The organism is Agromyces sp. NPDC127015 (assembly GCF_042725165.1).
GTDB classification, from domain to species: Bacteria; Actinomycetota; Actinomycetes; order Actinomycetales; family Microbacteriaceae; genus Agromyces; species Agromyces chromiiresistens.
In genome coordinates this window covers 578909-598164 of the sequence record NZ_JBHXDI010000004.1, presented here as the reverse complement: position 1 = coordinate 598164, position 19256 = coordinate 578909, and the positions used below count along the sequence as shown (strand labels likewise).

Genomic DNA, 19256 nt, shown 5'->3' with positions numbered 1-19256 from the left:
CGCACGCGGCGGGCGAGGTGAACGTGGTCGTCGTCACGGCGGGTGGGCCGAGCAACGCATTGCCGTTCACGTACTACGCGGTGCCGAGCCTGACGAGCCTCACGCCCGACGAGGGACCGACCGCGGGCGGCACGTCGGTGACCGTCACGGGTACGGCGCTCGGCGGTGCGACCGAGCTCACGGTCGACGGAGTGTCGGTGCCGTTCACCCAGGTGAGCGATACGGAGATCACGTTCGAGACCCCGGCCCACGCGGCCGGTGAGGTCGACGTGGTCGTCACGACGCCGGGCGGCGCGAGCAACGCACTCGCGTTCACCTACGTGCCGACGGTGATCGACGACGTCGATCCGCCGAACGGACCTGAGGCGGGCGGCACAGAGGTGACCATCTCCGGTCAGTGCTTCACCGACGCGACCGAGGTGCTGTTCGGTGACGCACCGGCGACCTCGTTCGAGGTGATCGACGACGGCACGATCGTCGCGGTGGCTCCTGCCGGTACCGGCGTCGTCGACGTCACGGTCGTCGGCACCGAGGAGTGCGGCGAGGCGAGTCTGCCCGCCGGCTTCACGTACGAGTCGTCACCCGCACCGACGCCCGGAACGAAGCCGGGAGCGATCGCCTCGACCGGCGTCGACCTGATCGGGCCGCTCGTCCTGGGCGGCGGGGTGCTCCTGCTCGGCCTCGGCATGCTGCTCGTCGTGCGGCGGCGCTCCGGCCGGGCCTGAACCCGCGGACGGGGTGCCCGGCGCCGAGCGCCGGGCACCCCGTCGTCACCGAGCGAGGCGTGCGCAGTCGATGCAGAGCGTCGCGGTCGGCCGGGCGTCGAGCCGGGCGACGGTGATGCGCTTGCCGCAGCGGGCGCAGACGCCGTAGGTGCCGTCGGCGATGCGGGCGAGGGCGTGGTCGATGTCGGCGAGCTCCGCCTGCACGTCGGCGAGCACGGCGGTGCGCTGCGACCATTCCTGGGTCATCGTGGGCCCCTCGGGGTCGTGCTCGTCGTCGGCGCTCGCCTCGGACCGCGCATGGCGGACCTCGCTCATCTGGTCGTCGAACTCGGCGGCGCGCTCCTCGGCGTCGGCACGCTCGGCGAGCAACCGGGCCTGGAACCGTTCGAGCTGAGCCGGGGTCATCGTCGTCACCGTGATCACGCTCCTTCCGTCCGAGCATCGTACGCCCGAGGCATCCGGATGCCGTGTCGGACGCGGCAACTACGATTGATGCGTGGTCACCGCCCTATATCGCCGCTACCGGCCAGAGACGTTCGCCGAGATGATCGGCCAGTCCCAGGTGACGGAGCCGCTGATGACGGCGCTCCGCACCGATCGGGTCAATCACGCCTACCTGTTCAGCGGGCCGCGCGGGTGCGGCAAGACGACCTCCGCTCGCATCCTCGCGCGTTGCCTCAACTGCGCCGAGGGGCCGACCGACGCCCCGTGCGGTGTGTGCCCGAGCTGCGTCGAGCTGTCGCGCGGCGGGGGCGGCTCGCTCGACGTCGTCGAGATCGACGCGGCGAGCCACGGCGGTGTCGACGACGCCCGCGACCTGCGCGAGCGGGCGATCTTCGCCCCCGCGCGCGACCGCTACAAGATCTTCATCATCGACGAGGCGCACATGGTGACCTCCGGCGGCTTCAACGCGCTGCTGAAGATCGTCGAAGAGCCGCCCGAGCACATCAAGTTCATCTTCGCGACGACCGAGCCCGACAAGGTGCTCGGCACGATCCGGTCGCGCACGCACCACTATCCGTTCCGGCTCGTTCCGCCCGCGCCGATGCTCGAGTACGTGCAGCAGCTCTGCAACGAAGAGGGCATCTCGGTCGAACCCGGCGTGCTCGCACTCGTCGTGCGGGCCGGCGGCGGGTCGCCCCGTGACACCCTGTCGCTGCTCGACCAGCTGATCGCGGGCTCCGAGGGTTCGGCGATCGACTACGAGCGCGCGGTCGCGCTGCTCGGCTACACGCACGGGGCCCTCCTCGACGAGGTCATCGACGCGATCGGCGCGCACGACGCCGCTGGCGCGTTCGCAGCGGCCGACCGCGTCGTGCAGACGGGCCAAGACCCTCGTCGATTCGTCGAAGACCTGCTCGAGCGGCTGCGCGACCTCATCGTCGTCGCGGCCTCGACGCCCGAGGCCGCGGCCGCCGTGCTGCGGGGCGTCCCCGAAGACGAACTGGCGCGCATGGCCGTGCAGGCGCAGTCGTTCGGCCCGGCCGAGCTCTCCCGGGTCGCCGATCTCGTCAGCCAGACCCTCACCGAGATGACCGGTGCGACCTCCCCGCGCCTGCATCTCGAACTCATGCTCGCGCGCGTGCTCGTGCCGTCGAGCGACGACACCGAGCGCGGTGCGCTCGCGCGCGTCGAGCGCCTCGAGCGCCAGGTCGGCGCCGGGGGAGCGGCGGCGCCGATCGCGCCGCCTGCCGGCACGCCCGCTGCCGTCCGAGCCGAGGCGCCGGCTCCGCGCGCCGCCGAGGCACCGCGGGTCCCGGTCGAGCCCGCGCGCCCCGCCCGCGGTACCGAGCCCGCGGCGGCCGAGCCCGCCCGGGCGTCCGAGGTGATCTCGGCCGTCATGCCCGAGACCCGTCCGGCGTCCGCCGAACCGTCGGCCGGGCCTCCGGTGGCCGACACGTCCCCGGCCGAACCGGCGTTCGTGCGTCCGAGCGGGCCGATCACCGTGCAGCAGATGCGCGACGCCTGGCCCGAGGTGCTGAGCGTGCTCCAGCGCAAGAAGCGCACGGCATGGATGGCGGCGCTGACGGCCCAGGTGCTCGAGTACCGCACCGACGAGGCAGTCCTCGTGCTCGGCTTCACGAGCGCGGGCGACGTCGAGGGCCTGCGCAACGGCACAGGTGCGCAGAACTCGGCCGAGCTGCTCCGTGCGGCGATCGACGAGGTGCTCGGGGTGACGGTCAAGTTCGTCCCGCGCGTCATCGGCGGCGGCGCGCCGGGCGGTTCCGCACGTCCCGAGACGCCCCCGTCGGCACCCACGCGCCCGAGCGGCGATGGCGCCGGGGCGCCGGTCGCCGCGCCGGCGAGCCCGGCATCAGACTCCGCGACGCCGAATCGGGCAGGGGCCTCGGCGCCCGCGGTCGACGCGACGCCGAACGCGCCGAGCACCGTCACGCCCGCCTCGTCGGGGCCCGTCGACTCGTGGGCGACGGTCGCCATTCCGCGCGACCCCGAACCCGCATCCGACTCGGGCACGGCCGCGCCGCTCGCCCGCACCGCGACCGCACTCGCCGAGCGACCGGCCGCCGAGCCGGCGCCGGTCGCTCCGGGCACTCGCCCCGAGGCCACGAGCGACGCGCCCGATTTCGTGCCCGACGACAGCGAGGCGCCGCCCATCGACGACGAGCCGCCGTTCGATCCCGGTCCCGAACCCGAGCGGTTCGACCCGCCTGCGCCGACCCGGCCCGCAACAGCCCCACGGCCGGCACCGAGCCGGCCGCGCCAGGCGGCCGCGACGACCGACGGCGGTATCCAGCGGTACGGCGAGGCGGTCGTCCGCGAGGTGCTCGGCGCGACCTTCCTCGAAGAGATCGAGGTCCCAGGCAGCGGCTTCGGGGAGCGTGCGTAGCCCGTGTACGAAGGCATCGTCCAAGAACTGATCGACGAGCTCGGCCGGCTGCCCGGCATCGGGCCGAAGTCGGCGCAGCGCATCGCGTTCCACATCGTGCAGACCGAGCACTTCGACGTCTCGCGCCTCGCCGAGATCCTCCTCCAGATCCGCGACAAGGTGCGCTTCTGCGAGATCTGCGGCAACGTCTCCGAGCAGGCGACCTGCTCGATCTGCCGCGACCCGCGGCGCGACCCGTCGTTCATCTGCGTCGTCGAGGAGGCCAAGGACGTGGTGGCGATCGAGCGCACCCGCGAGTTCCGAGGGCTGTACCACGTGCTCGGCGGCGCGATCAGCCCGATCGACGGCATCGGCCCCGACGAGTTGCGCATCCGCCAGCTCATGCAGCGGCTCGCCGACGGCTCGGTCACCGAGGTCATCATCGCGACCGACCCCAACCTCGAGGGCGAGGCGACGGCGACCTACCTCAGCCGGCTGCTCACCACCCTCGAGATCAAGGTGACGCGACTCGCCTCGGGCCTGCCGGTGGGCGGCGACCTCGAGTACGCCGACGAGGTCACGCTCGGTCGTGCGTTCGAAGGGCGTCGCGTCGTCACCTGACGGGCCCATTCCATCGTTCGAAGGAAGCCCCTCGCGTCGAGCGTGCACTCGTCGTCCGATTCAGGGCCGCGACCGCACGTTCGGCGGGTGAGCTCGGCGCGAGCCGGCGGGGGGAGTGCGCCGCCGGGCGGTTGACGCACGCCCGCGGCGCGCGTAGACCGAAGGCATGACCGAGACGAAGCGCGAGCAGGCATCCGAACGCACCGCGACCTGGGTCGACGGGTACGTCAGGGCGTGGCGCAGCAACGACCCCGACGACATCCGCGCCCTCTTCACCGACGACGCGATCTACCTCCTGGCGCCCGACGCCGAGCCCCTGCGCGGGCACGAGGGCATCGTCACCGGCTGGCTCGAGCACGCCGACGCCGACGGCGAGTGGTCGTTCGAGTGGAGCGCCGTGCACGAGGCATCCGACCTCGCGCTCGTGCAGGGGCGCACCGAGTACCCGGCCGAACGCGACTACCTCAACCTGTGGGTGATCCGCTTCGCGCCCGACGGCCGTGCGTCCGAGTTCACCGAGTGGTACATGCCGCGCCCGCACGGCGAGTGAGCGGGCGCCGCCCGGCGTCACATGGCGGGGCGTGCATGCGGGCCGCCGTATGATGAAGCATCCGACGACGGGCCCGTCGGCCCGCGCGCGCCCAGAACCCCCTGGAGGCCCCGTGAGCTTGATCGTGCAGAAGTTCGGCGGGTCGTCCGTCGCCGACGCGGAGAGCATCAAGCGGGTCGCGAAGCGCATCGTCGAGACGCGCAAGGCGGGCAACGACGTCGTCGTCGCCGTCTCCGCCATGGGCGATACGACCGACGAGCTGCTCGACCTCGCGAACGAGGTCACGCCCATCCCCGCGCCGCGCGAGCTCGACATGCTGCTCTCGGCCGGCGAGCGCATCTCGATGGCGCTGCTCGCGATGGCGATCAAGAGCATGGGGCACGAGGCGCGCAGCTTCACCGGCAGCCAGGCCGGCATGATCACCGACGCCCAGCACGGCGCCGCCCGCATCGTCGACGTCACGCCCGTGCGCCTGCGCGAGGCGCTCGACGAGGGCGCCATCGTCATCGTCGCCGGCTTCCAGGGCTTCAACCGCGACACCCGCGACATCACGACCCTCGGCCGCGGCGGCAGCGACACGACCGCCGTCGCCCTCGCCGCGTCGCTCGACGCCGACGTCTGCGAGATCTACACCGACGTCGACGGCGTCTTCACCTCCGACCCGCGCGTCGTCAAGAAGGCGCACAAGCTCGATCGCATCACGAGCGAAGAGATGCTCGAACTCGCCGCGTCGGGCGCCAAGGTCCTGCACATCCGCGCCGTCGAGTACGCACGCCGCCACGGCGTGACCCTGCACGTGCGCTCGTCGTTCAACAACAACGAGGGGACGATCGTCTACGACCCCTCGCGTCTTCCCGAAGGAGCAGCTGTGGAAGAGTCCGTCATCGCCGGAGTCGCGATCGACCTGTCCGAGGCGAAGATCACGGTCGTCGGAGTGCCCGACAAGCCGGGCGCCGCGGCGAAGATCTTCAAGATCGTCGCCGGCACGAACGCGAACGTCGACGTCATCGTGCAGAACGTCTCCGCCGCCGCGACCGGCCGCACCGACATCTCGTTCACCGTGCCGAAGGCCGACGGCGAGAAGGCGCTCACCGCCCTCGCCGGCGCGCAGGACGCGATCGGCTTCGAGGCGCTGCAGTACGACGACCAGATCGGCAAGCTCTCGCTGGTCGGCAATGCGATGCGCTCGGCGACAGGGGTCTCGGCGAAGCTCTTCGAGGCGCTCTACCAGGCGGGCATCAACATCGAGATGATCTCCACGAGCGAGATCCGCATCTCGGTCGTCACGCGCGCCGACAGCGTGCACGCCGCCGCACGCGCCGTGCACACCGCCTTCGACCTCGACGGCGACGACGACGCGGTCGTGCACGGGGGCACGGGCCGCTAGACGCCGGATGCCTCGGGCGCATGCCGACTGCCGGCCGGCGGCGGCCGGCCGAAGGCCAGGCCAGGAGGCATCCCGCCCCGAATCAGGGGAATGCTGCCAATTCGGGCCGGATTCACGCGATCCGGCCTGCGGCACATCCGAAGTCCTGCAAACTGAAGAGAACTCGAAAGCAAGAGGGTGACATGAGCAATGGTGTGAACATCGGCGTCGTCGGCGCCACCGGCCAGGTCGGCGCGGTCGTGCGGCGACTGCTCGAGGAGCGCGACTTCCCGGTCGCGCGGATCCGCTTCTTCGCGTCGGCGCGCTCGGCGGGCACGACGCTGCCGTTCAAGGGCGAGGAGATCGTCGTCGAAGACGCGTCGACCGCCGACCCGACCGGTCTCGACCTCGCGATCTTCTCCGCCGGCGCGACGCTCTCGAAGGCGCAGGCGCCGCGGTTCGCGGCCGCCGGCGTGACCGTCATCGACAACTCGAGCGGCTGGCGCATGGACCCCGAGGTGCCGCTCGTCGTCAGCGAGGTCAACCCGCACGCGATCGACGAGGCCGCGAAGGGCATCATCGCGAACCCGAACTGCACCACCATGGCCGCGATGCCGGTGCTCAAGGTACTGCACGACGAGGCCGGGCTCGAGCGTCTCATCGTCTCGACCTACCAGGCCGTCTCCGGTGCCGGGCTCGCCGGCGGCGAGGAGCTGCTCGAGCAGGCCCGCGCCGCCGTGGCGCAGGACGCGATCGGCCTCGTGCACGACGGTGCCGCCGTCGAGTTCCCCGAGCCCGAGAAGTTCGTGCGCCCGATCGCGTTCGACGTGATCCCGCTCGCGGGCTCGATCGTCGACGACGGCGACAACGAGACCGACGAGGAGAAGAAGCTCCGCAACGAGAGCCGCAAGATCCTCGAGCTGCCGGGCCTGCTCGTCGCCGGCACGTGCGTGCGCGTGCCGGTCTTCACGGGCCACTCGCTGTCGATCCACGCCGAGTTCGCGAACCCGATCACGCCCGAGCGCGCGACCGAGCTGCTTGCCGACGCGCCCGGCGTCGCGCTCTCCGACGTGCCGACCCCGCTGCAGGCGGCGGGCAACGACCCGAGCTACGTCGGCCGAATCCGCCAGGACCAGTCGGCGCCCGACGGCCGGGGCCTCGTGCTCTTCGTCTCGAACGACAACCTGCGCAAGGGCGCGGCGCTCAACGCCGTGCAGATCGCGGAGCTGGTCGCCGCCAAGCTGCCGGCGCGCGTCTAGCGTTCACCTCACCCAGTACGACACGGATGCCCCGTGGCCGATCGGCCACGGGGCATCCGTCGTTTGCGCGCCGCCGAGCAGTGTGAACTCGCGCGTCCGTGCGCAATTCAGGAGTGGAGCGGCGTGTCGCGCATCGGCATCGCGCAGAACCGGGTGCGACACGCCTCCGCACCCGAAATGACGCACCGACTGTGTATGCCGTTGCGCGTTCGTGACCTGCCGCACCTTGACGGAATTGAGTTTTGTATACAGAATAATGACGAGCAATCCCCCTCACGCCGGCTCCCCACGCCGGCTCCTCCTGCAATGACGAAAGAGGTAGCGGAATGGCCCGCTCGAACTCGAAGATGAGGCGTCTGCTGGCGATCGGTGCTGCGAGCGCCATCGCGATCGGACTCGCGGCGTGCAGCGGCGGGGGAGGTGGCAACGACGAGAACACCGTGGTGTGGTCGACCTGGGGCACCGCAGAGGAGCTCACCCGCTACGAGGACTTCAACAAGGAGTTCATGAAGCGCCACCCCGACATCAACGTCAAGCTCCAGCCGGTGGCCGACTACGGCGACTACCACTCGAAGCTGCTCGCCCAGCTCGCGAGCAACACGGCGCCCGACGTGTTCTACGTCGGCGACGACAAGATGGGCCAGTTCGTCGACTCGGGCCGGCTCATGCCGCTCAAGAAGCTCATGGAGTCGAAGGACAGCCAGACCAAGCCCGACGACTTCTACCCGGGCCTGTTCGGCGTGGCCGAGAAGGAGGGCGAGTACTACGGCGCCCCGAACGACTCGAACCCCGACGTGCTCTGGTACGACAAGGCGGCGCTCGAGGCGGCCGGCATCACCGAAGACCCGGCGACACTCGCCGAGAACGGCGAGTGGACGACCGACAAGTACCTCGAGATGAACGCCAAGCTCAAGGACGCCGGCCTCACGGGCACGATGTTCTGGAACTACTGGGCCACCCATTGGAGCTGGCTGTCGTCGCAGGGCCTGCCTGCGCCGTACGACGAGTCGGGCGCGTTCACGGCCAACACCGACGCCGCGAGCGTGAAGGCACTCGACGAGTTCGGCGGTCTCTTCCAGGACGGCACGTTCGTCGTCGCCGACACGCTGCCCGAGGGCGCGGGCGCCGACAGCGTCTTCGTGACCGACAAGGCGGGCTTCTTCGTGCAGGGTCGCTACACGATCGGAACCGTCCAGACGGCCGGAAACCCCGACAACTACGACATCGTTCGCTGGCCGACTCCTGACGGTCAGGAGGCCCCGACGGGCGTCGCCGCCTCGTACCTCGCGATCAACGGCAAGACCGACGCGAAGGATGCGGCGTTCACGTTCTGGACCGAGTTCCTGAGCGCCGAGGGCCAGAAGTTCCGGCTCGAGGGCGGCGGCAACGCGGTCCCGTCGATCAAGGGCGCCGACGAGGTCGTGCTCGAGGACGGCTACCCCGCGCACGCGCAGACCTTCCTCGACATGCGCGACATCGGCTTCGAGGACTACGCCCCCGAGGCGCGCGTGCCCGGGCTCTCGATCGACATCAGCGACGAGTTCCTGAAGCTCTACGAGGGCAAGGCCGACGCGCAGGCGACGCTGGACGCCGCCGCCGACCTCGTCGCGGAGAAGTCGGGCGAATAGACGTGAGTCAGATCGCTTCCGGTGAGCGGATGCTGCAGGACCTCCCTGCGGCATCCGCCCCCACGCCGGGCCGGTTCCGCAAGGAGCCGGCCTGGCGTCGCCGCGACCGGCGTTGGGGGTACGTCTTCATCGCGCCCCAGCTCTTCGGCATGGCGCTGTTCGTAGTCGTGCCGTTCGCAGCGAGCCTCGTGCTCGCGTTCGCGAGCTGGGACGGCCTCGGCGACCTGACCTGGGTCGGGTTCGAGAACTTCACGGCCCAGTTCCAGGACGAGCTGCTCTGGAAGTCGATCGTCAACACGCTGATCATCGCGTTCGTCACCGTGCCGATCGGCCTGGGGCTCGCCGTGATCATCGCGGTCGCGCTCGAGAAGCTGAAGACGCGGACGCTCTACCTCATTCTGTTCTTCGCACCGGTCGTCACGTCGACCGTCGCGGTCGCGATGATCTGGCAGCAGATGTTCCGCGGCGACGGCGTGCTCTCGACGGCGATCTCGAAGATCTTCGGCATCGCGCCGCCCGACTGGCTGCAGGACCCGAAGCTCGCGCTGCTCGCGGTCTGCATCGTGACGATCTGGTCGTCGCTCGGCCTCAACGTGGTGATCTTCCTCGCGGGCCTCCAGAACATCTCACCCTCGGTCATCGAGGCCGCACGCATCGACGGCGCCGGTCCGTGGCGCCTGTTCACGAGCGTCCGCCTGCCGCTGCTCTCGCCGATCGTGTTCTTCTCGTCGGTCGTCGCGTTCATCTCGTCGCTGCAGACGTTCGACACGGTCTACGTGCTCGTGCAGAACGCCGGGCCCGACAACGCGACGCGCACGATCGTCTACCACATCTACGATCTCGGCTTCGGCAAGTTCGAGATCGGGCCGTCGAGCGCGGCGAGCGTCATCCTGCTCGTGCTGACGCTCATCATCACGGCGATCCAATTCGGCGCCCAGAAGAAGTTCGTGCACTACGAGGACGACGAAGCATGAGTCTCACGAATCCGCGCCTCGCCGACGGCACGCAGACGCCGCTGACCGACTCGACGGTCGCGATGAGCGCGCCCGGGTACCGCCCGTCGGCGCCCCGCACGGGCAAGGGCAAGCGCCGCCTCAGCTCGACCGTGCTGCACGTCGCACTCGTGGTCGGCGGCCTCGCGATGGTCTTCCCGTTCCTCTGGATGCTGCTGACCTCGTTCAAGACGCTGCCGCAGCTGCTGCAGGACCCGCTCGCGTTCCTGCCGCAGCCCTGGACGTTCGACAACTACGTCGATGCCTGGAACGCGGTGCCGTTCGGCCAGGCGTACCTCAACAGCCTGTACATCGCCGCGCTCGTCGTGGCCGGCACGCTGCTCACGGCCGCCATGGCCGGTTACGCGTTCGCGCGCATCCGCTTCCGCGGCGCGAAGGTGCTGTTCATCGTGTTCCTCGCGACGCAGATGATCCCGAAGCAGGTCACGCTCATCCCGTTCTACCTGCTCATGACGCAACTCGGCTGGGTCGACTCGCACCTCGCGCTCATCGTGCCCGGCCTGCTTGCGAACCCGTTCGCAGTGTTCCTCATGCGCCAGTTCGTGCTGAGCCTGCCGAGGGAGCTCGAGGAGGCGGCACTCGTCGACGGCGCCGGACGCTGGCGCATCTTCTGGAGCATCATCCTGCCGAACCTGAAGCCGGGTCTCGCGGCGCTCAGCATCATCGTCGCGCTCGACGTGTGGAACGCCTTCCTGTTCCCGCTCGTGCTGCTGAACACGCCCGACCTGTTCACGGTGCCGCTGCTGCTGTCGAGCTTCCAGGGACAGTTCGGTTCGGTGAACTACGGCCTCGTGATGGCCGCGAGCGCGATCTCGACGATCCCGATGCTCATCGTGTTCGTCATCGGGCAGCGCCGCATCCTCAACAGCATGGCCGCCTCGGGACTGGGAGGACGATGACGTTGGCCGGTCGAGCAGGCGCGCAGCGCCGTATCGAGACCATGGATGCCTCGGCGCTGGCCGGCCTCGCCGGCCGCCACCTCGACCTGGTGCAGGCCCCGTTCACCCTGCCGCGTTCGCGCGTGCTCGTGTTCCGGGCCGACCGCGCGGCGGTCGAAGCGCGTGGGGGCGTCGGCGCCGGCGCCCCTGCTTCGGCCGTGCGCGTGCACACGTCGGAGTACGAGCGCCGGCTCGACGACTGCCGCGTCATCGACGAACTGACCGTGCGGGATGCCTCGGGGCTGGCGCTGCCCGTCACCGGGGTGCTGCCGCACGCGATCGAGTTCGGCGACGGCGCCGCGACGCTCACGTTCGCCGGGGCCGGTGCCCTGTCGGTCGGGGGAGGCGCAGGCCTCTCGGTCGAGTGGACGACCCCCGACGGCGAGTCGACCCGAGTCGAGTTCGCGCCGGAGGCGCCGTCGGTGCGCCTGCACGTGGCGGCCGACCGCGGCGTGCGGCACGAGGCATCCACGTCGCACGGTGACGACCTCGCGGGCACCGAGGGCCTGTGGCTCGACTGGTTCGCGAAGTGCCCGCTCGTGCGCGACGACCTGCAGCAGATGGCCGCGTTCTGCTGGTGGGTGCTCGGCGCGAACATCGTCGAACTGCCCGGCCTCGGCGACGCGCGCGGCGTCGTGCCGTCGAAGGTCGGCTACGTCGGGGTGTGGCAGTGGGACGCGTACTTCATCGCGATGGGCCTGCGCCACGGCGACCCCGAGCTCGCGCGCGAGCAGCTCGAGATCGCGTTCCGGTTCCCGAGCGAGAACGGGCAGCTGCCCGACGTCGTGCACGAGGAGGGCGTGCTCGCCACGAGCGACGACCTGCCGCATGCCGACCGCGACCGGTTGCGGCGTGCAGGGTCGCAGATCGCCGACCCGAACGCCCCGGTGCCGCTCACGAAGCCGCCGCTCGCGGCCTGGGCGCTCGGCAAGGTGCTCGAGGTCGAGGATGCCCCCGAATGGGCGGAGCGGCAGCTCGCCGTGATCCGCCGGTCGCAGGACTGGTGGTTCTCGGGCAGCGACCTCGACGGCGACGGCATGCCCGAGTACGGGCACCCCTACTCGTCGGGACTCGACGACAGCCCGATCTTCGACGGCCCGCTGCCGACGACGGCGCCCGACCTCGGCGCCTACCTCGTGCTGCAGGACCTCGAACTCGCCCGGCTCGCCGAGCGCTACGGGGCGGACGCCGCCGGCGACCCCGCGGCGCACCGGTCACGTGCCGCGCGCACGCTCGAGCTCCTGCTCGGCATGTGGGACGAGGCATCCGGCCGCTTCGAGGCCCGCGCGGCCGGCGAAGCGGTCGCGAGCGACGCGATCGTCGGGTTCATGCCGCTCCTGACCGGAGCACTGCCCGAGCCCGTGCTCGCGGCGCTCGTCGAGGCGCTCGGAGATCCCGAGCGGTACGCGCTGCCCTGGTCGGTGCCGACGGTCTCGGCCGCCGACCCCGACTTCTCGGCGACGCGCATGTGGCGGGGGCCGGTGTGGGTCAACACCAACCGGCTCATCGTCGAAGGCCTGCGGGCGTCGGGGCGCGAGGATCTCGCGCACGACCTCGCCGAGCGCACGGTCGCACTCGTCGTGCACGGCGGCGGGCCGCACGAGTACTTCAACCCGCTCACGGGCGAGAAGGCGCCGACCGCGACCACCGCGTTCGGCTGGTCGGCAGCGCTGTTCATCGACCTCGCGGTCGAGCTCTCCGAATCGTCGGCCGAATAGCGGCGAAGCGCAGATCGAGACCGCCGCCCCGAGGCATCCGCGGTCTCGATACGGCGCTGCGCGCCTGCTCGACCGACGCTCAGCAATGCAATTCCCAACCAGACAAGGAAGTCAGATGAGAACACGCACACTGCTCGCTCCCGTGGTCGCCCTCGGCGCCGCGGCTCTCCTCGCCGGATGCGCCCAAGTCAACCACCGAACGCGCGAGCGCCGGGCACGCTTCCGGTCTGTCGAGTAGGCGCACAGCGCCGTATCGGGATCACCGACACGCGATAGCTCCTACCCGTCCGTCTTCTTCGGGAATCGCTTCTTCGCCAGCGCGGGCAAGAGGTCGAATCGTCCCTCGATCAGGGCGAGGCGCTTGGCGCGGCCCCACCCTGCACCTGCTTCTCCGCGAAGTACGCTTCGTCGATCCGGTCGAACTCCTGCCGCAAGACGAGCGTCACGGGCCGACGCCGCTTCGTGTACTCGGCGCCGAGACTTGAGGACCTTCACGAGTCGTGGTCTCGATACGGCGCTTCGCGACTACTCGACCGACCTCCAGGAGTGGTGGTCTCGATACGGGCTTCGCCCCACTCGACCGACCTACGCGGTGAAGTACGGGCTGGAGGCGTTGTCGAGGATGCGGCGCATGCCGTGCAGCCAGTTGACCTTGAGCGCGGCGACCGCGCCCGGTACGTCGCCCTCGGAGAGGCAGGCCGCGATGGCGGCGTGCTCGGCCGCGACGCGCTCGATCATCACGTTGTTCGGCACGAGCAGCGACTCGTAGCGGTGGAACGCCCCGCGCACGCTCTCGATCACGTCGAGGAGGCGCCGGTTCGGGCAGGCCGAGAGCATGATGCCGTGCCACTCGTCGTCCTTCGTGACCACGAGGGCGTGCTCGACGACCTCCTGGTCGAACTCGGCGGCGAGCTTCGAGAGGCGGGTGCCGATCTCGCGCAGCTCGTCGACCGGGCTCAGTTCGAGCGCGAGGCTCTCGAGGGCGGCCATCACGGGAGCGAGGTCCTCGAACTCGCTCGCGCTGAGCGGCACGAAGCGGAAGCCCTTGCCGTTCTCGCTCGTGATCTGGCCTTCGCTCTCGAGGGCGATGAGGGCCTCTCGCAGCGGCGTTCGACTCACGCCGAGCTCGCCGGCGAGCTGCACCTCGTTGATGCCCTCACCCGGCTGCACCTCGCCCGCGCGCATGCGCGCGAGCAACTCCTCACGGACCTGCGAGCGCAGGTTCTTGCGTTCGATCGCCATGTGTTCGCCCTTCGGACCCCTCGGCCGTCGCGGTAAGCCTAGGGCTCAGCCCGGGCTTGACCGCTTCCGGCATCCGGTTTACGGTGTCTGTATACAGAATACATTCTGCACCGCAGACTGTACATCCCCGCGCACTCAGAGAGGAGCAGGTGTGACCGACGAGTCCCCTCGGCCGATCCGCCTCGACGCGCTCGCCTACGGCGGCGACTACAACCCCGACCAGTGGTCGGAGGAGGTCTGGCACGAAGACATCCGCCTCATGCGCGATGCCGGTGTCAACATCGTGAGCCTCCCGGTGTTCTCGTGGCCGCAGCTCGAGACCGCGCCCGGGGTCTACGAGTGGGGCTGGCTCGACCGCATCATCGAGCTCCTGTGGGAGGGCGGCATCAAGGTCGACCTCGCCACCGCGACCGCGACCCCGCCGTCGTGGCTCATCCGCAGCCACCCCGAGATGCTGCCGTCGAACGAAGACGGCCAGCGCCTCGAGTTCGGCTCGCGCCAGGCGTACTGCCCCAGCTCTCCGGTCTGGCGCGAGAACGTGGCGCGGATGACGCGCGCGATGGCCGAACGCTACGGCGAACACCCGGCGCTCGCGCTCTGGCACGTCTCGAACGAGTACGGCGATCACGTCTCGCGCTGCTGGTGCCCCGAGTCATCCGCGCACTTCCGCCGCTGGCTCGAGGCCCGCTACGGCGACCTCGACGGACTCAACGAGGCATGGGGCGTGAACGTGTGGGGCCAGCGCTACACCGACTGGGCGCACATCGAGGCGCCGCGCCGCTCGACCGGACCCGTGAACCCGACGCAGCTGCTCGACTTCGAGCGCTTCTCGTCGGACGCGCTGCTCGAGCTCTTCCAGCTCGAGGTCGACATCCTGCGCGAGGTCACGCCCGAGATCGGCGTCACCACGAACTTCATGTCGATCCTGCGCGACCTCGACTACTGGGACTTCGCCGCGGCCGAGGACCTCGTCACCGACGATGCGTACCCCGACCCCGCCGACCCGCTCGCGCACGTGCCGGCCGCCCTCAACTACGGCTACATGCGCTCACTCAAGGGCGGTCGGCCGTGGCTGCTGCTCGAGCAGGCACCGAGCGGCGTCAGCTGGCGCGACGTCAACGTGCCGAAGGCACCGGGCCAGTATCGGATCGGCAGCCTGCAGGCGATCGCCCACGGCTCCGACGGGGCGATGGTCTTCCAGTGGCGCCAGGCGAAGTACGGGCAGGAGAAGTTCCACTCGGCGATGGTCGGGCACCGCGGCGAGGCATCCCGCTCGTTCCAGGAGGCGAAGGCGTTCGGCGCCGAGCTGAAGCGCCTCGAGCCGGTGCGCGGCACCCGCGTGCGCTCGCGCGTCGCGCTCGTCGTCGACCACGACTCGTGGTGGGGCTCGTCGGCGACCGAGTCGCTGCCCTCGCAGCGGCTCAACTGGCTCGCACAGGCCCGCGCCTGGCACGCGGCGCTGCACGCGCTCGGGCACGCGGTCGACACGGTGCGGGCGACCGGCCCGTTCGACGGCTACGACGTCGTCGTGGTGCCGAACCTGTACGTCTCGGATGCCTCGCAGGCCGAGGCGCTCTCCGACTTCGTCGCACGCGGCGGCCAGCTCGTCGTCGGTCCGTTCTCGGGCGTCGTCGACGACACCGAGAAGGTGCACGACGGGGGAGCGCCCGGCCCGCTGCGCGGCCTCCTGGGTGTCGAGGTCGACGAGCAGTGGCCGGTGCCCGACGGGCTCGCCGAGCGCGTCGCGTTCGTCACCGGCGCCGAGTTCGACGCCCCGACCTGGGGCGAGTGGATCGAGGTGCACGACGGCACCGAGGTGCTCGCGCAGTACGCCTCGGGCGAGCTCGACGGCCGAGCGGCGATCACCATCCGTCGCTCGGGTAGCGCGCGAAGCGAGCGTCTCGAGACCACGGATCCCGCGGAGGGCGGTGGGCTCGATACGGGCTCCGCCCTCCTCGACCGACCGAGTGGCACCGCCTGGTACGTCAGCTGCGTGCTCGAGCGCGACGGGCTGATCGCCCTCTTCCGCGACGTGCTCGCCGCGGCCGGCCTGCCGGCGCGCGAGCGCATCGACCTCGACCTCGAGGCCGTGACCCGCAGCGACGAGACGACCGACTACACCTTCGTGCTCAACCACGGCCGCCGCGAGATCACGGTCGACGTGCCCGCCGGGGCGCGCGACCTGCTCACCGGTTCGACCGACGGCCGCACCCTCGCCCTCCCGCGCTTCGGCGCCGCCGTGCTCGCCACCCCGCGCGCGGCGAAGCCGCCCTTCATCACCCTGTCCGACACCACCGACTGAGGCACCATGACCGACACCTTCGTCCATCCGTACATCCCCAACACCGCGCCCGCGACGAAGCAGGCGATGCTCGACGCGGTCGGCGCCGCCTCGATCGACGAGTTCTACGCCGACGTGCCCGCCGACCTGCGCCTCGGCCGTGCGCTCGACCTGCCGGCGCCGCTCGTCGCCGAGCAGGACCTCGCAGGCCACGTCCGGGGCCTGCTCGGCAAGAACCGCTCGACCGACGAGCGGCTGAGCTTCCTCGGCCACGGCACGTACCACCACTACGTGCCCGCCGTCGTCGACGAGGTCATCAACCGCAGCGAGTTCCTCACCGCCTACGCGGGCGAGCCGTACGAGGACCACGGTCGCTTCCAGGCACTGTTCCAGTACCAGTCGCTCATGGCCGAGCTGCTCGCCATGGACGTCGTGAACGTGCCCACCTACGACGGGTACCAGGCGACCGCCACGGGCCTCTCGATGGCGGGCCGCATGACCGGGCGCCGCCGCGTGCTCGTCGCGAGCGACGTGCTGCCGGCCAAGCTCTCGAAGGTGACCGACTTCGTGCGCGTGCATCTCGACCTCGAGTTCGTGCCGACGGTGAACGGCACCGCGGACGCCTCGGCCGTCGCCGCACGCCTCGACGACGACGTCGCCGCCGTCTGGGTCGAGACGCCGTCGGTGACCGGTGCGCTGGAGACCCGCCTGCGCGAGCTCGCCGACGCGGCCCACGCCGCAGGCGCCGTGCTCGTCGTCGGCACCGACCCGATCGGCTACGGCGTGCTCACGCCGCCCGCCGAGCAGGGCGCCGACATCGTCTGCGGCGACATCCAGTCGCTGGGCCTCCACCAGTGGTTCGGCGGCGCGCACGGCGGCTTCATCGCCGTGAACGACGACCCGAAGTTCATCATGGAGATGCCCTCGCGCCTCTTCGGGCTCGCGACGACCGACGTGCCCGGCGAGGTCGGCTTCGGCGACGTCGCCTACGACCGCACCTCCTTCGCGCACCGCGAGGAGGGCAAGGAATGGGTCGGCACCGCCGCAGCCCTCTGGGGCATCGCCGCCGGCGTCTACCTCGCGCTCATGGGGCCGCAGGGCATGCGCGAACTCGGCGAGCTGCTGCTCGCCCGCACCCGCTACGCCCAGCAGCGGCTCGCCGCGATCCCCGGCGTCGCGCTCGGCGACGGTGCGCTGCACCTGCGCGAGTTCACGGTCGACCTCGCGGGTGCCGGCCTCACGGCGCACGGCGTCGTCGAGTCGCTGCGCCGCCAGGGCATCGAGCCGGGCGTCGTCGTCGGCGAGCACCGGCTGCTCGTCTGCGTCACCGAGATGACCGGCCAGGCCGCCATCGACCGTCTCGCCGCCGCGATCGGCGCGCTCGCCGAGGCATCCACCCTCAACACCACTCAGGAGGACCGCGCATGACGCTCCCCATCGCACCCAAGCCCGCCCTCCGCCGCTTCCACCAGGCCAGCTGGGACGAACCCGTCATCTTCGAGCTCTCCACCCCGGGCGAGCGCGGCGTGCTCGTCACGCCGATCGAGCCGGGCGTGCGCGACGCGGTCGGCGACGTCGTCTCCGACCTGCCCGTGGGCCTCCGCCGCGACGTGCCGCCCGCCCTGCCCGAGATGGGCCAGCAGCGGGTGCTCAAGCACTACCTGCGGCTCTCGCAGGAGAACCTCGGTGCCGACCTCAACGTCGACATCGGCCAGGGCACGTGCACGATGAAGTACTCGCCGAAGATCAACGACCAGCTCATCGGCGTGCCGCAGCTCACCGCCATGCACCCGCTGCAGGACCCGGCCGACGCGCAGGGAGTGCTCGAGATCACCTGGAACCTCGAGCGCATGCTCGCCGAGATCTCGGGCATGGACGAGGTGTCGCTGCACACGCAGGGCGGCTCGGCCGCGATCTGGGCGAACATCGCGATGATCCGTGCGTATCACGAGGCGAACGGCGAGGGCGAGCAGCGGCGCGAGGTCATCACGACGATCTTCAGCCACCCGTCGAACGCGGCGGCCGCGAAGGCGGCCGGCTACGACGTCATCACGATCTTCCCCGACGCCGAGGGCTACCCCGACCTCGCAGCCCTGAAGGCGGCCCTCTCGCCGCGCACCGCGGCGATCATGGTCACCAATCCGGAAGACACGGGCATCTACAACCCCGCGATCCGCGAGTGGGTGGATGCCGCCCACGGGGTCGGTGCGCTCGCCTCGTACGACCAGGCGAACGCCAACGGCATCCTCGGCATCACGCGCGCCCGCGACGCCGGCTTCGACGTGTGCCACTTCAACCTGCACAAGACGTTCTCGACGCCGCACGCGTGCGGCGGGCCCGGCGCCGGGGCGAACGCGGTGAGTGCCGCGCTCGCGCCGTTCCTCCCGGGGCCGCGCGTCGTGCGCGAGGTGGATGCCTCGGGCGAGGTGCGCTTCGACGTGCGCGAGGCGGGCCCGCAGTCGATCGGCGCGGTCGCGCCGTTCCACGGCGTCGTGCCGAACATCGTGCGCGCCTACTCGTGGATCATGGCGCTCGGTGCCGAGGGGCTGCTCGCGGCCGCCGAGATCGCGGTGCTCAACAACAACTACCTGCTCAAGAAGGTGACCGACATCCCGGGCGCCTCGGCGCCCTACGCCGAGGGCCGCCGCCGCATCGAGCAGGTGCGGTACTCGTGGCAGGAGCTCTTCGAGGAGACGGGCATCTCGTCGGAGGAGATCGGCGTTCGCCTCTCAGACTTCGGCATGCACTACTGGACGAGCCACCACCCGTACGTGGTGCCGCAGCCGTTCACCCTCGAGCCGACGGAGTCGTACTCGATGGCCGAGATCGACGAGTACGTCGCCGCGCTCGCCGAGGTCGCCCGCGAGGCACGCGAGACGCCCGAGGTCGTGCGCACCGCACCGCACAACCAGACGGTGCACCACACCCACCACGACGACCTCGACGACCCCGAGCGCTGGGCGATCACCTGGCGCGCCTACCGTCGCAAGTACTTCGGCGAGAGCCCGGCCGGTCGAGCGGCGCAGCGACTCGAGTCGACCGCCGCCACCGCGTCGGAGTCGGCCGCCTGAGCATGCTCGCCCTCGTC

The 19256-nt window shown here is 70.8% G+C and carries 15 protein-coding genes; 13 read left to right on the top strand and 2 right to left on the bottom strand.

Annotation, left to right across the window (positions count from 1 at the left end; translation table 11 throughout):
- Positions 1-725 (top strand): IPT/TIG domain-containing protein (locus ACFWGP_RS14805; protein WP_376931247.1); only part of this gene is annotated, 725 nt, incomplete at its 5' end.
- A 45-nt stretch (positions 726-770) separates the two neighbouring features.
- Here the strand turns inward: ACFWGP_RS14805 and ACFWGP_RS14800 are convergent.
- On the bottom strand, positions 771-1130 hold the full coding sequence (locus ACFWGP_RS14800) for a TraR/DksA C4-type zinc finger protein (protein WP_231432376.1): 360 nt from the start codon (positions 1128-1130) through the stop codon (positions 771-773).
- Positions 1131-1221: 91 nt separating this feature from the next.
- Between ACFWGP_RS14800 and ACFWGP_RS14795 the strand changes: the two genes are divergently transcribed.
- From ACFWGP_RS14795 to ACFWGP_RS14755, 9 genes are all read left to right on the top strand, one after another.
- Positions 1222-3573 carry a DNA polymerase III subunit gamma and tau gene (locus tag ACFWGP_RS14795; RefSeq protein WP_376931246.1) on the top strand — a complete coding sequence of 784 codons (2352 nt, stop codon included), beginning with the start codon at positions 1222-1224 and terminating at the stop codon, positions 3571-3573.
- A gap of 3 nt (positions 3574-3576) precedes the next feature.
- Complete coding sequence (gene recR / locus ACFWGP_RS14790; RefSeq protein WP_231431754.1) at positions 3577-4173, top strand: recombination mediator RecR; 597 nt, start codon at positions 3577-3579, stop codon at positions 4171-4173.
- A gap of 166 nt (positions 4174-4339) precedes the next feature.
- The gene (locus ACFWGP_RS14785; protein WP_231431753.1) at positions 4340-4723 is read left to right on the top strand and encodes a nuclear transport factor 2 family protein; all 384 of its coding nucleotides are present in this window, start codon (positions 4340-4342) and stop codon (positions 4721-4723) included.
- 112 nt (positions 4724-4835) lie between these two features.
- Positions 4836-6110 carry an aspartate kinase gene (locus ACFWGP_RS14780; RefSeq protein ID WP_231431751.1) on the top strand — a complete coding sequence of 425 codons (1275 nt, stop codon included), beginning with the start codon at positions 4836-4838 and terminating at the stop codon, positions 6108-6110.
- 182 nt (positions 6111-6292) lie between these two features.
- Positions 6293-7348: an aspartate-semialdehyde dehydrogenase gene (locus ACFWGP_RS14775; RefSeq protein WP_231431750.1), complete on the top strand. Its 1056-nt coding sequence runs from the start codon at positions 6293-6295 to the stop codon at positions 7346-7348.
- Between the two features lie 347 nt (positions 7349-7695).
- Entirely contained in the window at positions 7696-8976 is a 1281-nt protein-coding gene (locus ACFWGP_RS14770) for an ABC transporter substrate-binding protein (RefSeq protein ID WP_376931245.1), read from the top strand.
- Positions 8977-8978: 2 nt separating this feature from the next.
- Positions 8979-9950 carry a carbohydrate ABC transporter permease gene (locus ACFWGP_RS14765; RefSeq protein ID WP_231431747.1) on the top strand — a complete coding sequence of 324 codons (972 nt, stop codon included), beginning with the start codon at positions 8979-8981 and terminating at the stop codon, positions 9948-9950.
- Positions 9947-10888 (top strand): carbohydrate ABC transporter permease, encoded by a 942-nt coding sequence (locus tag ACFWGP_RS14760; RefSeq protein WP_231431746.1) that lies wholly within the window; start codon positions 9947-9949, stop codon positions 10886-10888. The genes ACFWGP_RS14765 and ACFWGP_RS14760 overlap by 4 nt, the downstream gene beginning before the upstream one ends.
- A gap of 2 nt (positions 10889-10890) precedes the next feature.
- Complete coding sequence (locus ACFWGP_RS14755) at positions 10891-12645, top strand: amylo-alpha-1,6-glucosidase (RefSeq protein ID WP_376931244.1); 1755 nt, start codon at positions 10891-10893, stop codon at positions 12643-12645.
- A 585-nt stretch (positions 12646-13230) separates the two neighbouring features.
- On the opposite strand, the gene ACFWGP_RS14750 is transcribed toward ACFWGP_RS14755, so the two are convergent.
- Positions 13231-13887 (bottom strand): GntR family transcriptional regulator, encoded by a 657-nt coding sequence (locus ACFWGP_RS14750; RefSeq protein ID WP_376931243.1) that lies wholly within the window; start codon positions 13885-13887, stop codon positions 13231-13233.
- Between the two features lie 151 nt (positions 13888-14038).
- Between ACFWGP_RS14750 and ACFWGP_RS14745 the strand changes: the two genes are divergently transcribed.
- The 3 genes from ACFWGP_RS14745 to gcvPB are packed head-to-tail and all read left to right on the top strand — an operon-like array spanning position 14039 to position 19239.
- The gene (locus ACFWGP_RS14745; RefSeq protein WP_376931242.1) at positions 14039-16189 is read left to right on the top strand and encodes a beta-galactosidase; all 2151 of its coding nucleotides are present in this window, start codon (positions 14039-14041) and stop codon (positions 16187-16189) included.
- A 6-nt stretch (positions 16190-16195) separates the two neighbouring features.
- Positions 16196-17596 carry an aminomethyl-transferring glycine dehydrogenase subunit GcvPA gene (gene gcvPA / locus ACFWGP_RS14740; RefSeq protein ID WP_376931241.1) on the top strand — a complete coding sequence of 467 codons (1401 nt, stop codon included), beginning with the start codon at positions 16196-16198 and terminating at the stop codon, positions 17594-17596.
- A complete protein-coding gene (gene gcvPB / locus ACFWGP_RS14735; RefSeq protein WP_376931240.1) occupies positions 17593-19239 on the top strand; it encodes an aminomethyl-transferring glycine dehydrogenase subunit GcvPB in 1647 nt (548 codons plus the stop codon). The genes gcvPA and gcvPB overlap by 4 nt, the downstream gene beginning before the upstream one ends.
- Positions 19240-19256 lie beyond the last annotated feature (17 nt).

What these genes read in the sequence shown, in the direction of transcription:
- ACFWGP_RS14785 (WP_231431753.1), top strand. Translation starts at nt 4,340, where the DNA reads ATGACCGAGACGAAGCGCGAGCAGGCATCCGAACGCACCGCGACCTGG.
- ACFWGP_RS14770 (WP_376931245.1), top strand. Translation starts at nt 7,696, where the DNA reads ATGAGGCGTCTGCTGGCGATCGGTGCTGCGAGCGCCATCGCGATCGGA.
- ACFWGP_RS14760 (WP_231431746.1), top strand. Translation starts at nt 9,947, where the DNA reads ATGAGTCTCACGAATCCGCGCCTCGCCGACGGCACGCAGACGCCGCTG.
- gcvPB (WP_376931240.1), top strand. Translation starts at nt 17,593, where the DNA reads ATGACGCTCCCCATCGCACCCAAGCCCGCCCTCCGCCGCTTCCACCAG.
- ACFWGP_RS14775 (WP_231431750.1), top strand. Translation starts at nt 6,293, where the DNA reads ATGAGCAATGGTGTGAACATCGGCGTCGTCGGCGCCACCGGCCAGGTC.
- gcvPA (WP_376931241.1), top strand. Translation starts at nt 16,196, where the DNA reads ATGACCGACACCTTCGTCCATCCGTACATCCCCAACACCGCGCCCGCG.
- ACFWGP_RS14750 (WP_376931243.1), bottom strand. Translation starts at nt 13,887, where the DNA reads ATGGCGATCGAACGCAAGAACCTGCGCTCGCAGGTCCGTGAGGAGTTG.
- ACFWGP_RS14800 (WP_231432376.1), bottom strand. Translation starts at nt 1,130, where the DNA reads ATGACCCCGGCTCAGCTCGAACGGTTCCAGGCCCGGTTGCTCGCCGAG.